Origin of the sequence: Candidatus Epulonipiscium sp., from assembly GCA_012519205.1 — a bacterium.
Taxonomy (GTDB): domain Bacteria; phylum Bacillota; class Clostridia; order Lachnospirales; family Defluviitaleaceae; genus JAAYQR01.
In genome coordinates this window covers 154226-168983 of the sequence record JAAYQR010000010.1, presented here as the reverse complement: position 1 = coordinate 168983, position 14758 = coordinate 154226, and the positions used below count along the sequence as shown (strand labels likewise).

General features: G+C 36.3%; 14 protein-coding genes and 2 pseudogenes. 5 read left to right on the top strand and 11 right to left on the bottom strand.

Annotated elements, in window-relative coordinates:
• Positions 1 to 5: 5 nt before the first annotated feature.
• Positions 6 to 584: a 30S ribosomal protein S4 gene (gene rpsD / locus GX308_03020; GenBank protein NLK21065.1), complete on the bottom strand. Its 579-nt coding sequence runs from the start codon at positions 582 to 584 to the stop codon at positions 6 to 8.
• Positions 585 to 802: 218 nt separating this feature from the next.
• Here rpsD and GX308_03015 point away from each other — a divergent pair.
• Positions 803 to 2103: pseudogene (locus tag GX308_03015) on the top strand (redoxin domain-containing protein).
• 21 nt (positions 2104 to 2124) lie between these two features.
• A complete protein-coding gene (locus GX308_03010; GenBank protein ID NLK21064.1) occupies positions 2125 to 2547 on the top strand; it encodes a helix-turn-helix transcriptional regulator in 423 nt (140 codons plus the stop codon).
• Here GX308_03010 and GX308_03005 read toward each other — a convergent pair.
• From GX308_03005 to GX308_02995, 3 genes are read right to left on the bottom strand one after another with little or no spacing between them, the layout of a single operon-like run.
• On the bottom strand, positions 2537 to 3961 hold the full coding sequence (locus GX308_03005) for a hypothetical protein (protein ID NLK21063.1): 1425 nt from the start codon (positions 3959 to 3961) through the stop codon (positions 2537 to 2539). The genes GX308_03010 and GX308_03005 overlap by 11 nt on opposite strands.
• A gap of 41 nt (positions 3962 to 4002) precedes the next feature.
• Positions 4003 to 4926 carry a hypothetical protein gene (locus GX308_03000; GenBank protein NLK21062.1) on the bottom strand — a complete coding sequence of 308 codons (924 nt, stop codon included), beginning with the start codon at positions 4924 to 4926 and terminating at the stop codon, positions 4003 to 4005.
• Positions 4927 to 4971: 45 nt separating this feature from the next.
• Entirely contained in the window at positions 4972 to 7038 is a 2067-nt protein-coding gene (locus tag GX308_02995; protein NLK21061.1) for a glycoside hydrolase family 31 protein, read from the bottom strand.
• A gap of 143 nt (positions 7039 to 7181) precedes the next feature.
• Between GX308_02995 and GX308_02990 the strand changes: the two are divergent.
• Together GX308_02990 and GX308_02985 are read left to right on the top strand one after the other, a co-directional pair.
• Positions 7182 to 8052, top strand: a pseudogene (locus GX308_02990) (AraC family transcriptional regulator).
• A gap of 85 nt (positions 8053 to 8137) precedes the next feature.
• Positions 8138 to 8626 (top strand): superoxide dismutase family protein, encoded by a 489-nt coding sequence (locus GX308_02985; GenBank protein ID NLK21060.1) that lies wholly within the window; start codon positions 8138 to 8140, stop codon positions 8624 to 8626.
• Position 8627: 1 nt separating this feature from the next.
• Here the strand turns inward: GX308_02985 and GX308_02980 are convergent, their stop codons facing one another.
• The 4 genes from GX308_02980 to GX308_02965 form a co-directional block, all read right to left on the bottom strand.
• Positions 8628 to 9506, bottom strand: coding sequence for a hypothetical protein (locus GX308_02980; GenBank protein NLK21059.1), 879 nt, complete (start codon positions 9504 to 9506; stop codon positions 8628 to 8630).
• Positions 9487 to 10182: an ATP-binding cassette domain-containing protein gene (locus GX308_02975; protein ID NLK21058.1), complete on the bottom strand. Its 696-nt coding sequence runs from the start codon at positions 10180 to 10182 to the stop codon at positions 9487 to 9489. The genes GX308_02980 and GX308_02975 overlap by 20 nt, the downstream gene beginning before the upstream one ends.
• Positions 10183 to 10202: 20 nt before the next feature.
• Complete coding sequence (locus GX308_02970) at positions 10203 to 11321, bottom strand: hypothetical protein (protein NLK21057.1); 1119 nt, start codon at positions 11319 to 11321, stop codon at positions 10203 to 10205.
• A gap of 155 nt (positions 11322 to 11476) precedes the next feature.
• Complete coding sequence (locus GX308_02965; protein NLK21056.1) at positions 11477 to 12160, bottom strand: phosphoribosylaminoimidazolesuccinocarboxamide synthase; 684 nt, start codon at positions 12158 to 12160, stop codon at positions 11477 to 11479.
• A gap of 146 nt (positions 12161 to 12306) precedes the next feature.
• On the opposite strand from GX308_02965, the gene GX308_02960 reads away from it, so the two are divergent.
• Positions 12307 to 13146, top strand: a complete 840-nt coding sequence (locus GX308_02960) for a CPBP family intramembrane metalloprotease (GenBank protein NLK21055.1) — start codon at positions 12307 to 12309, stop codon at positions 13144 to 13146.
• Here the strand turns inward: GX308_02960 and GX308_02955 are convergent.
• Genes GX308_02955 through GX308_02945 form a run of 3 tightly spaced genes read right to left on the bottom strand, consistent with a single transcriptional unit; the run spans position 13108 to position 14718 of the window.
• Complete coding sequence (locus tag GX308_02955) at positions 13108 to 13674, bottom strand: chromate transporter (protein NLK21054.1); 567 nt, start codon at positions 13672 to 13674, stop codon at positions 13108 to 13110. The genes GX308_02960 and GX308_02955 overlap by 39 nt on opposite strands.
• Positions 13671 to 14231: a chromate transporter gene (locus tag GX308_02950; GenBank protein NLK21053.1), complete on the bottom strand. Its 561-nt coding sequence runs from the start codon at positions 14229 to 14231 to the stop codon at positions 13671 to 13673. Before GX308_02950 ends, GX308_02955 begins: the two co-directional genes overlap by 4 nt.
• Positions 14221 to 14718: a GNAT family N-acetyltransferase gene (locus tag GX308_02945; protein NLK21052.1), complete on the bottom strand. Its 498-nt coding sequence runs from the start codon at positions 14716 to 14718 to the stop codon at positions 14221 to 14223. Before GX308_02945 ends, GX308_02950 begins: the two co-directional genes overlap by 11 nt.
• Positions 14719 to 14758 lie beyond the last annotated feature (40 nt).

The following is a 14758-nucleotide window of genomic DNA, read 5'->3' as shown; positions in this document are numbered from 1 at the left end:
GCCAATTAGTGTTTGGAGTAATATTCCAGCACCTTGAGAAATTTTACTTCCACGGGAATTTCCCCTAATTCGGGTATTCGTATTAATTTACCTGAAAATGTATCCTTATCTTTTTCGATATAGTCTACAGGCAAATCCGTTTCAGTAAAGTTTGAAACAAAAATTTCTATGGATCTTGATTTTTCTTTTAGGGAAATGATATCCCCTATATTTATTTTATAAGACGGAATATCCACCTTACTGCCATTTACAAGGATGTGCCCATGATTGACCATCTGTCTAGCTTGCCTTAAAGTCGAGCTAAATCCCAGTCTATATACCATGTTATCCAGCCTTCTTTCAAGGCTTTGTGCCAAAATATCATCTGATTTTTCCCTTGATTTTAGGGCATTTTGCACTTCTTTTTTAAATTGCTTTTCTAACATACCATAGTATGCTTTTAATTTTTGCTTTTCTAGAAGCTGTTCTCCATATTCGGAGAGTTTTTGATTTTTTACTCCTCTATTTAATGCCTTAGGATGGTTAAAAACATCAACCCCAAGACGTCTCGATAGTTTAAATCTAGGTCCTGTGAACCTTGCCATATTATTCCTCCCATTTTTTTAAAAAATAAATAGTATGCGATAATAATTTGGCGCCAGTCAGCCTAAAAATATAATAACATATAAATATAAATTTGTAAATGATAAATATTATCAATTGCAAACAAATAGCAAAATGCCTTGACGGCTTTAATTTATGAACTAACTTGAAAACATGAAGTTACCATGGTATAATTTCTAAAAAATAAGGAGTGATTTGTATGGGATCTTTGGTATCTGCAAGTAATATAAGTTTTTTATTGGTGTTTATCGAGGGAATTGTATCTTTCTTTTCCCCTTGCATTATCCCTATAATTCCTGTATACATGAGTTATTTGGCTGGCAATCCAGATAGGAACAAAGAAGATGGAAAAGTCAGATACAATAGGAAAAGCGTGTTTTTTTACACTTTAATTTTCGTATTGGGTATTTCCTTTGCTTTTTTTATTTTAGCCATGGCTTTTACAGTAGTAGGTTCATTTTTTCAAAGACATCAGCTTCTATTTACCCGTATTGGAGGCATATTGATTGTTTTTCTTGGATTATTTCAGCTGGGATTTATAGATTTTAGCTTTCTTAATAGGGAAAGAAAATACGGTTGAACCTAAATAAGAAAAAAATAACCCCATTTATTGCCTTTATATTGGGATTTACCTTTAGTTTTGCATGGACCCCTTGTGTAGGCCCTGCCCTTTCTTCTGTACTAATATTGGCATCAAGCGCCAAGAGCTCCTTTATGGGATATATTTTGGTATTGATTTATACTTTAGGGTTTATCATTCCCTTCTTATTACTGGGGTTATTTACCACCCAAGCATTAAACTTTTTAGATAAAAATCAGAACTTTATAAAATATACAGTAAAAATCGGTGGGGTTATTCTAATTCTTATTGGGTTTATGACCTTTACCGGTTGGCTTAATAATATATCTAGGTATCTTAATTCCTTTGTTCCGGGAACGACTGCTGAAAATAATACCCAGGAAAGGCTGGTAGAAGAAGACTTAGATGAAAATGAAAAACTAACAGGAAACGAAGAAAAACCTATAGATAAAGAAGGGAATGAAAAAACTTTTCCTGCCTTTGATTTTACATTAGTAGATCAATATGGGGATGAACATACCCTATCGGATTATAAGGGAAAAGTAGTCTTTCTTAACTTTTGGGCAACTTGGTGCCCACCTTGCCGAGAAGAAATGCCTGATATCGAAGCCCTTTATAATAAATATGATAAAAATCAAGGGGATGTTATTATCTTAGGGATATCAAGTCCTAAAACTTCGGAAAATATATATACTCGGGAAGTGGAAAAAGAAGGGGTTATAGATTATCTTAAAGATAATGATATTATATTCCCTGTAGTTTTTGATGAAACTGGAAGTGTATATTCAACTTATAGTATTTCGGCATTACCCACATCTTTCTTCATTGATAAAGAGGGAAATATTTATGGATATGCCCCCGGAAGGATTACTAAGGATATCATGATAAATACTATAGAAAAACTCATAGGGGTCAATTAAAGAATATAAGGAGTAATTGTTATGAAAAACCAATATAATATACCCTGTAATATTGCACAAACCTTAAATATAATCGGAGATAAATGGACACTACTAATACTGCGGCAATTATCAAAAGGGCAAGATACCTATAGCGCTTTAATGGAAAATCTTGAAGGCATATCTAGTAACCTTCTTTCTAATCGCCTAAAGGATTTAGAAAAAGATGGAATTATAACCCCTGCCTTATATCAAAAACATCCTCCCCGCTATAGGTATATCCTAACCGAAAGCGGAGAAGATTTAGATGATGTTTTTAATAGTATTATAATATGGGGGGAAAAACATCTTAAGGAATGTCATAAAGAGCTTGTACACAGTTCATGTAATCATAAAGTAGAACTTCAATACCATTGTCCCCACTGCAAAAAAATTATTGACAAAAAGGATATAGCTACGAGGTAATATCCCCATATATCAATCCCTTAGTGCCAGTGGCAATGTATATCCTACCAAAGACCCTAGGGTCACCGGATATGGAGCGAATATCCCCATATTGATTGTAATCATCATTGATTCTTATCCAATTGACACCTTCATCATGGGAGCGATAAAATCCATATTCTCCATTAATAGTTCCACTGGTAAAAAGGGTTTTTACTTCACTTTCTTCTTTGGGCTTTCCAAGACCAATTCTTTTAATATAATCCCCTGTTTTGGAAACTTGGTTACCCATAAAAACATTATGTACACTATCGTATTTTATTTTCCAAAGGCCGTATTCATTTAAGGCAATCCATAGGAGTCCTTCCTTGCCGCTTTCCACCCTAATTTCATACTCTTGCTCGCTGTCTATTCCCGCAAGATTAACAAAGGGAAAGTTTTCTGGAGCCTTTACTTGATGAAAGCTTAGGCCCTTATCAAGACTTACAAAAAAGCCCTTGCCTTCTAGGTTTTCACCAAAGCCATAAAAGACATTAGGATTCACCCTATCTGCCATAACCTTAAGGGGCAAGTTTTCTTTGGTTATAAGCTGATTATTAAAATCGTATATTTTAGATTTTCCCCAGGTTTTGCCTAAATCATAGGTATATACGAGTCTAAAAGCGTATATGGGAAATCCGATATTCCAAAGTATAGCTTCCCCATCGGCAGATACTGCCACCCATCCCGAAGTAACATTGGGGGTTTTTATATAGCCGATTAATTGGTCAATATCCTTATTTATACCTAGGGGATCCTGAAGTTGATTCCATGTTTTCCCTTGGTCAATGGATAGGATAATGCCGCCTTTTGTTTTGCCAGTCCAGTTTCCTCTAGGGGCAGTCACTATCATATAGGGATTGCTATCGGGATAATCGGCGTTCATTGCAGTAATCCAGCGATCCTTATTATGATTAGCAAAGGTATTTTCGGCAGGTTGATCTAAATCGGAGAATACAAATCCCCCATAATCCCCTATAATATCTATCAGTTTGACATCTCCTGAGGGAGGGGAATAGATATTTAGGTGCACTGTTTCTTCTAATCCCTTATTGCAGCATGCCCAGGTAACTGTTTTATTTTCATTAGCCCTCGTCAAATCATTTGTCATAAATATTCCGGCTCCAGTGTTAAAAAGCGCCATATCCCTATTAAATGGATTTATTTTTATATCTGACATCCAGTGTATGAGAGAGTCATTGCCATTGTACTCAGGTTTTTGGTATGAAACATTAAAGTCGATTTTTCCTATATTAAGTCCCGACATAATAGGTTTCCAAGTAAGTCCAAAATTCCTTGAATGATAAATCGTATCTGGGGAAGCCGTAATGGTAGTACAAAGGATAGTACCTGGGTTTTGTTTATCAATACCGATACCACTTATCCCATATCCCAATCTTCGTTCAGGGGCCTGTTCATCATAAAATGTGGGGTTTATTATATTGGGGGGGTAATATCTAAAGCCTCAATGACTTCTCCCCCATCATCTAATTCAAATCTAAAAAGGGCGCCATCATAGGATTTGCCCGTATCACAACCATAAGTATTCCAATTGGACCACCCGATATTGTATGCAGTATAGGATACAAATAAATATTTATCTAAAAAAGCAGCCCTTTGCCCTACATATCCTGGATGATCCTTAGGTCCCCCTAAAACAGGAGCAGGTTCCCCTTTTAGGGGTTTAAAACTTAACCCGCCATCACTGCTTATATAAACACTTTGTCCCCTTATATCTTTACCTAAAGAGCCCATTTCTCCACTGGTTGCTACGGCAATCCTTTTTGAGATGGGGTCAATTTCTATAAAAGATATTCCTTTTTCGGATTCCTTGCCGGGGTATTGAATATTAAGTCTTGTCCATGTTTTGCATCTATCGATGGTTTTCCAAAGTCCGTCTTCCATGGTTCCCATATATAAGGTGTTAGAGTCATGGGGGTCAACTACTAGCCTTTCCCCCGTAGAACGGCCGGGAGCATTTCCGTGGATTGTAGTTGTATTACCCTTTTCGTCAATGATAGGAGGATTAAAATATATGAAATTTGCCCCATAGTCTTTAGAAAAAGCAATTTTATGATTGGGGTAAAGGCCTACCATTATGTATATATAACTGGGGTTTTGCCTATCTAGGGCTATGGATAGGGGGTAAGTTTCCCAGACGTCGATATCTGTAGCATGATCTATAAGGGACATCCAAGAATTAGTATCAAAATCATATCTATAGGTCCCTCCTATGTCGGTTCTACAATATAGGATATCAGGGACTTCAGGGTGAAAAACAAAACCTGTGACAAAACCACCGCCTGGAACGGAGATGGGTTTGTATGTGTATTTTTCTCTTGTATTATAGGATTTGTTCATATTAACCTCCTTACTAGTACTTAATCTTAAACCATTCGTTAATAATTAATAAACAGGATGATTTTTTTCGGCTCTTAGGAATAAGGGGATTTCATCAATGGGAGCATCAACGGTAATAAATTGTCCGCCCACTAGGATTTCTCCAGTTTTAGCATTTTTCCAAGTGTCACATTTAGGAAGATAAACCTCCCGGCTTCGCATGCCCAATTCAAATATGGGGGCTACTAGGATATCCGGCCCAAACATATATTGGGCATTCATATTCCAGCAAAGGGGATCTTCGGGGAATTCGTAAAACATGGTGCGCATTATAGGGGTTCCCTTTTCATGGGCCTCTTTCATGCACTCCCTTATGTATGGGCGGAGTCTTTCCCTCATTAATATATATTTCTTCATTATTTTATAGTTTTTTTCACCGTAACTCCAGATTTCATTAGGACTACCGCTCATCATTTGGGCTACTCCACCAATAACTTCTTCCTTAGGCTCTATATGGGGAACCCTTTCACCATGAAGGCGGAATACAGGGGAAAATACTCCAAAACCAAACCATCGCAGGAGCAGTTCATGGAAATCTTTATCTTCTACATACCCTCCCAAAAATCCGCCTATATCCGTTGTCCACCAAGGTATTCCTGCTATGCCCATATTAAGGCCGGCTTGCAGCTGCTCTCTCATGGCTCTAAAGCTAGAGGATACGTCACCGGACCAAGTAAGGGCACCATATCTTTGGCTCCCTACCCAAGCCGCCCTTACCAGATTACACACCTCTTCCTGCCCCTCTTTTTTCATGCCGTCATAATATCCCTTGGCGTATAGGACGGGATATATATTGGAACATTGTAGGGCTGGGCCCTGATGATATCTATAGTTATCAAAATCATAAGGACCAAATTCAGGTTCAGCCTCATCCAACCAAAATAGTCGAACACCCTTATCATAATAATTTTTCTTACATACCTGCCATACATATTCCCTGGCATCGGGGTTGGTGGCATCAAAGAATACGGTTTCTCCCATCCAATTCATATTGATATTCATCCCTCTATCGGCAGAAATCAAATAGCCTTCCTTAGACATATGTTCAAAGTTTTCCGAGCGGCTATCTATGGTTGGCCATACAGATACCATAAGCTCTACACCCATTTCTTTTAGTTCTTTTATCATGGCATCAGGGTCTGGCCAGTCCCTAGGTTCAAACTTAAAGTCCCCCTGCCTTGTCCAGTGAAAAAAGTCGACTACGATAACATCTAGGGGTATTTCGCGACGTTTGTATTCCCTTGCCACATTAAGAAGCTCTTCTTGATTTCGGTATCTTAATTTACACTGCCAAAAACCCATACCGTATTCCGGCATCATGGGTGCTTTTCCTACAGCTGATACATATTGTTCTTCAATCTGGGCTGGGGTCTTACCGGCAGTGATAAAATAATCAAGCTTCTTTGTGCTTTTGGCTATCCATTCTGTACGGTTCGTACCAAAAGTAGCAGTTCCTATGGCAGGATTATTCCACAAAAATCCGTAGCCACGGCTGGATAACATAAAAGGTACACTAGCTTGAGTATTGCGGTGGGCAAGTTCTAGGGTAGCCCCTTTTTTATTTAAATTCTTTTCTTGGTATTGTCCCATGCCAAAAATCTGCTCATCTTCATAAGCTTCAAAACGAGCAGTAAGGGCATAATCACTAGTTCCTATAATAGGTTTTAATTCTCTTCCTTCAATCCTAAGGGGTACACAGTATCTGTCTATACGGTTCCTATCCCGCCAATATTCTTCTGTTAAGATTTTTCCATCCTTATTTTTAAAACTTAGCCAACCCTCTCCATTAAAAGAAGCTATGATTTCGCCATTTTGGATGGAAGCTATTTGGGTTTTGTAGGCCTTTTTTTCCTTTTTGGATTCAGTAATCCAAGGTTCCACAAGGCTAATATCTTCGATGGTGATTTTAGTTTTTGTCTTTTTTGGGGCATCCATAAGAGCCCAATCATTAGGATCCATAAGGGCTTCCCTTGTCATACGGACTCTTAATGAATTTTCACCCCAGGGTTCAATCCAAATCATTTCGCTGCCACTTTTTCCTATCAAACGATTTCCCTCTTGTGTAAATCTCATCTTATTCCTCCTTAAATTTTTTAGATTTTATTGAATATAAGATATTTTAAGTCTATAATTGTATTATATTCACTATTTGTACTAAGTACTATAAGTAAATTCATGACTTCTAACACAATATTCATATGGATTGGAGGACTATATTGAAATCAAAAATATATTTAAAAGAAAAGGCAGTTCATGGAACAATCCTAATACCTATCGCCATCCATCGTTTAAGCTATGGTCCTAATGTGGGCAACTTTTTTTATCTCCATTGGCATTATGAATTTGAATTTATAATTGTTTTGAAAGGGGCAATGGTTTATACCATTGAAGATAGGGAATATTGCATCAAATCGGGGGAAGGATTATTTATCCCATCCAACGCTCTCCATGCTGCTAGGTCATATAAAGGAATGCCCTGTGAAGCATCCGTAGTGTTATTTCACCCTAATTTATTTGGTTATAATGCAAAACTTGCATCTTATTCCAAATTCGTATATCCGATAATAAATGGAGATATAGAGTTTGAAAAATTGTTGAAAAGGGAAACAAAATGGCAAAAATCAGTATTAGAGCTTCTTAGAGAAATATCTAAGCTAAGATATGAAGATATTGCGGAAAACGAGCTTTTCTTAAAAAGTAGAATCTTTGGAATATGGGATATATGCTATAAAAACTCAAAGATAATTTCAAATTATAAAAAGAAGAAAGATTACGAACTTAAAAGAATACAACCGATTTTAGACTATATACATAATAATTATGCAGAGGAAATAAGCTTATCTTCTCTAGCAAAAATAATTCCTATGAGTGAGGGCTATTTTTTGCCAGGCTTTTAAAGAAATTATGAATATATCCCCCATTGCCTATGTAATAAGATATAGAATCTTAAAAAGCTGTACCCTGCTTATGACAACGGATTCTAAAATAGCGGATATTGCAAGAAGGGTTGGTTTTAATAATATCAGTTATTTTAATAGGGAATTCAAAAAAGCAATTGGTTGTTCTCCCAGTAAATATATTTATTAATAAGTATATAATAGTCACTAATCTAATTTATTCACCATAATATATATTGTGATTTTTACTATATATTCATTTAAGAGGTGAAAAAATGTTTTATAATAATAAGGGATTAGTAAGGATGGCACAGGCTAATATTAAAGGAGGGCCCCTTGCTTCTCAAATTAGAGGGAAGGTAGTATTTAGAGATGTTTCCGGTGGTTCCCAGGTTTATGTATATATTACAGGTCTACCACCATATAAATCCGCAGAAAATAATAATCCACCCATAGGTCCCCATGGATTTCATATCCATGAGTTTGGGAATTGTGAGATAGGAGACCCTAAGGACCCCTTTCAATCTGCCGGAGGACATTGGAATCCTTATAACCAACCCCATGGAAATCATGCTGGGGATTTTCCAGTATTATTTTCTAATGATGGGTTGGCTATAATGACTTTTTTTACTAATAAGTTTAAAGTCGAGGATATTTTAGGAAAAAGTATCATTATCCATCAAAATCCTGATGATTATAGAAGTCAGCCAGCAGGGGATGCAGGTAAAAGACTTGCTTGTGGAATAATTTATCCCGTATTCTAAATTAATCGAATCTGATGCCTATTAGGCTCCCTATGGTCCCTAGGGCTACACTGATGGCTACTATAATTGAAATAAGACTTTGAACCATAAGCCTTAGGGGCGGCAAAGGGAGAAAAGGAATAGGAGCGGTCATTTGGGAGTAGATATTAATCAGGATAAGGCTTAGAAAAATGGATGCCAATATGCCTCCACCTATGGTTAGTACTAGCCCTACCATCAAAAATGGCAAGGATATAAAAAACTCTGAAGCCCCAAGTAATCTTAAAGTATTTATTTCGTCCCTATTATTATATATGCCCTGTCTAATAATATGGGAGATGATAACCACCGTTGAAATCCCCACTGCCGTGATAAATAAGGTTCCAATAATGTATAAGACTTTTGTAATATTTCGTAGATGTTCTAATACTTCCTTATTGTCCCTGATGTACTCTATATCTGGAATGAGTTTTAATTCTTTGTAAATTGATACCGTTTTTTCTATATCTATTTTTGCTTCTATAAAGGTGCTAAAGGGATTGTCATCGAAGTACTCTAAAACCCTGGCATCTTCACCCAGAATATCAACCATTCTACGATAGGCTTCGTCTTTTTCGATTATTCGTGTTTCTAGGATGCCCTCTATATCTTTAATTTTTTCTATAACCTGATTTCGTTTGGTTTCATCGATATTTTCTTTGGTATATATATTGACCTCTGCTTCCCCATGAATCATAGTGATTATTTCGGTACTGACCCACCAGCCGGAAATCACCAAGGATAGAATAAATAAAATTAGACCTATACTAAAAAGAGAGAGAATATTTGACCAAGTACTTAGCTTAAAAATCGTTTTTGCTTCTCTTATGAAATATCCTATATTATAAATAATGTTTTTCATGATGCATCCCTCCCATGGACTCGCGAACGATATGTCCACTATTTACTTTAAATAATGTGCCTTCCTTAATATCTTCTATCAAATGGGTGGCATGGGTGGTAATGATAACTGTCGTTTCCTCATCCTTAAAGGAGCGTAAAAGATCCATGATATTTAAGGCGTTTTTTATATCAAGATTACCCGTTGGCTCATCGGCAATTATAAGAGCTGGCTTCCTTGCTACTGCCCTAGCAATAGCAACCCTTTGTCTTTCTCCCCAGGAAAGATGCTCTACTTTCTGAAAGGCCTTATGGGTTAACCCAACCTTTTCTAAGGAATCTAAGGCATTTTTATTTAATAATCCCTTGGGCATACCTAAAACCCTCATGGCCATAATGACATTTTCCATTGCTGTTCTTCCCTGAATTAGCTTAAATTCTTGGAAAACTGGGCCTATCTGTCTTCTTATTTCACGGATACTTTTTTTGGAGCCTTTTTGGATTTGTCTGCCTAATACTACTAACTCTCCTAAGGTGGGTTGCTCTATGCCCATCAAAAGCTTTAATAGGCTGGTTTTCCCCGAACCACTAGGACCTATTATATAGACGACTTCCCCCTTGCGTATTCTTAGTTCTATATTATTTAGGGCTTTTGTCCCATCGGGATATTCTAGATATACCTTCCTTGCTTCTATCATAATAATCCTCCTAATTCTTCCTAAAACAAAGGGAGTTTACTGCTTATCTCTAAGGCACCTTCCTTAATGGTGATTTTGTCTAATTTGCCCCCATATAGGACTGGTTTTAGATTTAACCTTAAATGGCCGTTTTTGAATATGTCATGGATGGACTCTTTAGTAAGGGACATGCCATAGAATGTTCCCTCTTCTGCCCTAAATTCTAGGGTGTAATCATCTACAATAACAAATGATCCAGATAATGAAAATTGCGTGCTGGGCACTTCTACCAGCATCTTATCTTTAGAGAAGCAAAATCTTATGTCCTTATCTACAAGATATTCCTTAGCAATTTCATTAAAGGTTATTTCGTCAATGGAAGCCCTAACCCCACCTAGGGTAATTTTGATATCAACCTTCTCAAAGGGTAAATCTCCCTTTTCCAAGACCTCAAAAAACTTAGAAACTGAATCCGAAAGGGCAGTTCTAGCCTTATTCCAAGCATTGGCTATTTGGTTTAATTGTCCTTCATAATAGGAACGCTCAGAATCTAAGGTGGTAAGATATTCTTGCATATCATCTCTTAGTTTTTTATTTTTAATTAATGTCCCTAAAAGTTCCTCTTGTTTTTTCCCTAGGGTGTACAATGTATCGTCTAGTTCCTTTTTTTCCTCCTCTAGTATTTTTCTTTTTTCATCTAGCTCTTCTAGGAGATTTCCTGTGTTTTTTGATAAATCCCTTATTATATTAATCCTTTTTACTAAAGAAGAAAGGTTTTCAGACGCAAGGAGAATTTCTAAATAAGAAGTTACTCCTCTTTTTTGATAAATACTTAGAACCTCCTTTAAGGCCATCTTTTTCCTTTCGTAGGAAATTTTTTCTCTTTGTATATTTGGGGTAAGGTGCTGGATTTGTCCCTGAATTGTTTTTATGTCCTTTTGTATTTCTTCTTCTTGGCGCTCCATTTCTTCTATATCTTGTAAAATAAAGAATAGCTTTTGGAGAACTTCTTTTTCCTTTTCATCGATGGTGGTAAGTTTTTCCTCTGTCTGTGAAAAAACATCCTCCTTAGGGTTAGCTATAATTATGGAAGTGGAGCTTAGTACAAGTGCTGCTATAATTGCAATGGATATCCTACTTAGGTTTTTTAGATGAATCAAAAGCTCACCTCTTTTTGTTTATTCTTAACATCAATTATAATTATAACAAATCTTTCATGGGTTTTCCTATAATAATATTATAATATTTTGCAGTTTGTAAGCAACAAAAAACTCCGAAAAGTGCTATATACTAGCTTTTCGAAGTTAATATGGTTTTAGTTCGTCATTATTTCTTCCAAAAGTAAAGGCTCAATATAAACTCCATCTTTATAGGCCCTCATATTGCCCCCGGAAATTTCATCGATTAAAATAATTTTTCCGGAATTGCTATCCCTGCCGAACTCAAGTTTGATATCGTATAACTCAATTCCTTTTTTGCTTAATTCTCTTTTGATGATTTCTGATATTTTCTTGGTTTGCTCTTTGATTATTTTGTATTCATCGGTGGTTAAAATTCCTAACATATGTAGGGCATCCTCAGTAATTGGTGGGTCTTGACGGGAATCATCTTTTAGGGTTATTTCTATAAATGCATCTAGGGGCTGCCCTGTTTTTGCATACATTCCATAACGCCTTAAAAAGCTTCCTACAGCTTTGTATCGACATATTACCTCTAGACCATTTCCAAAGGCCTTAGCGGGAATAACCTTCATGGTTGCAGCATCGATATCTGCATCGATATAATGGGTAGGAATGCCCTCTTCTTTTAGAATCTCAAAGAACATCTTTGTAAGCCTTAATCCTGCCTTACCTGCACCTTCTATCGTTAATCCTACTGTATTAGCTCCAGGATCAAAAACCCCATTTTCACCGGTTACATCGTCCTTGAATTTCAGTAGATAGTTCCCATCTTCCAAGCTGTATACATCTTTTGTTTTTCCTGTAAAAATCAAGTTCATCATACCACTCCTTTGTTTTAATAAACCTATTATATCATTATACAATTTTTTAAATAAAAATAAACCCCATTGTTTTAATTGACACCATATTTTACATTGTTTATACTATTCACCATATATGAAAATATTTAAAGGAGGAAAATAATTTGCGATCAAAGTGGAGAGATTTTGGAATTAGTATTTTGTATTTTTTAAATGCTGTAGGGGGGCAAGTATTGGTGGGGGCAATCATTGGTATCGTGGGGGGAATTATTATTGCAGTCAAACATGCTATAAATAATCCCACAGAAGAAGTACCTATGGACTTAATACTAGAATTTGTTACGAAAGCTACTACTTGGATGATAATTATATCTGCAGGGTTTTCCCTTCTTATCTATTTATTAGTCTTTAAAATTGCAAAAAAGAGCTTTATTGCAGGTACAGGACTTGTTAAGGGAAAGGGTTTATATTTGATTTTTTCTATAATTCTTGGGATAACACTAAACTTTATTATATCTGGGATTATTAACATCACAGATATCCAACGGTTTTTTCCAGAACATCAAAAAATTTCAGAACTGCTGGTGGGGGAAACCTCTCTTATTGTGACCTTTTTGGCAGTGGTTATCACGGCACCTTTTTTTGAAGAAATCGTATTTCGCGGATTAATATTAGGACAAATGAAGAAGTCCTTTCCTATAATCGTTGCAGTGATTATTCAGTCATTGCTTTTTGGATTATATCATTTTAATGTTCTACAAGGAATGTATGCCTTCATTTTAGGGATTGCAGCGGGAGTGGTATGTTTATGGGGGGATTCCTTATGGAATGCAATTTTACTTCATTTATCCTTTAATGGTACATCCCTTATCATAGGACAGCTGTTTAAGGATAAGGACATGACTACAATATATTATCTTATAACAATTTCCCTTAGTCTATGTGCGGCTATTTTTGTGTTTATTTTATTTTATCAAAGGAAAGAACAGCGTGCCTGCTCCTAATATGGCAGATAGTACAATTAGTAAAATCGGATGGGGTTTTTTCCATAATTGTATACCCAATATAATAATAGCAATGATAAGGGTATAATAATTAAAAGAAAAATCGCCATCCGATATATTTTTTATGAAAAGGGTTGATTTTGAAACATTTATTGCTGCGGAAACAATCAACCCCGCGATAATTGGTCTTATACAATAAAAAATTTGCCTTACTAGCGGATGGTCAACATTCTTAAAAAGAATCGGAGACAAAAAAAGGATAATAATTAAAGAGGGCATAGCCACACCGATTGTGGCAAAGGTCGCCCCCAAAATTCCCGCTGCCCTATATCCGAGATAGGTGGCAGAATTAACAGCAATGGGTCCGGGAGTCATCTCAGCTATGCCTATGATTTGTATGAATTCAGACTCTAAGAGCCATTGGTGCTTGACCACTTCTTCGGATATCAAAGATATCATGGCATAGCCTCCGCCAAAGCTAAAAAGTCCTATCTTAAAGAAAGCTAAAAACAGTTCTAGATAAATCACTTAGAATCCTCTCCCTTCTTTGCGGCTGCTATATACTTAATAATGCCTATTACTATTCCCAGTACAATGATATAAATAGGACTAATATTCAAAAAGGATATCCCTATTACGGTTAAAGTCCCAATACCTAAGGTTAGTTTTCCCTTGATACTGGCCTTGAGCATTCCTATGGCAGCTATTAAAATCATAATGATAACAGCTCCATTTATTCCTGTGAAAATAGCTTCAGTTATTTTATAATCAGATATTTTCTCAAAAAAAGCTGCTATAAGTAAAATAATGAAGAAGGAAGGCAGTACAACTCCTAAGGTAGAAACCAGCGCACCTCTTTTACCTCCTACTTTGTATCCAACCAAGGTAGCCGTATTGATTGCAATAGCTCCGGGTATGGACTGGGAAACGGCAAATAAATTAATAATTTCGTCCTTCTTGAGCCATTTTTTATCGGTTACTAATTCCTTTTCAATAAGGGGGATCATGGCAAAACCACCCCCAAATGTAAAACTGCCGATCTTTAGAAACACTAAAAACAATTCAAGATATTCTTTAAAACTCATTGGTATTCTCCCCTATGTCTGCTAAATTTAGTTTAAGGCGCATATAAGTATTTTTTGGTTGCGTGAAGCCAAATTTTTGGTAGAGGGGCATAGCATCTTCTGCAGCCAATAAGTCAATGGCTGAAACATCGGCATTTTTGGCTTCTCTTATAAGCTCTGATAGTATCCTAGAGGATATACCCCTTCTGCGATAATCGGGATAAGTCAAAACATTATGTATCATGGCGGTCTTTCCTGTAATATAGCTTGTATTGGCAGGCCTTTCCTCTATGGTCATAAAAGCTGTAGCTGCCACGTTTTCATCTATTTCAACAATAACTGCTATAAAATCTCCTAGGGGAATATGTTTTATATAATAATCGGATAATTGTGGTTGTATTGCCCTTATTTCACCATCGGATAACTGTCCCGTGTAAGTATTTAGAAAATCCATCCGAAGTTTTATTAAAAGGGATACATCACTTATGGTGGCCCTCCGTAGATTCATGATATTTCCTCCTTCTGTAATCAATAAATTAAGGTATTTT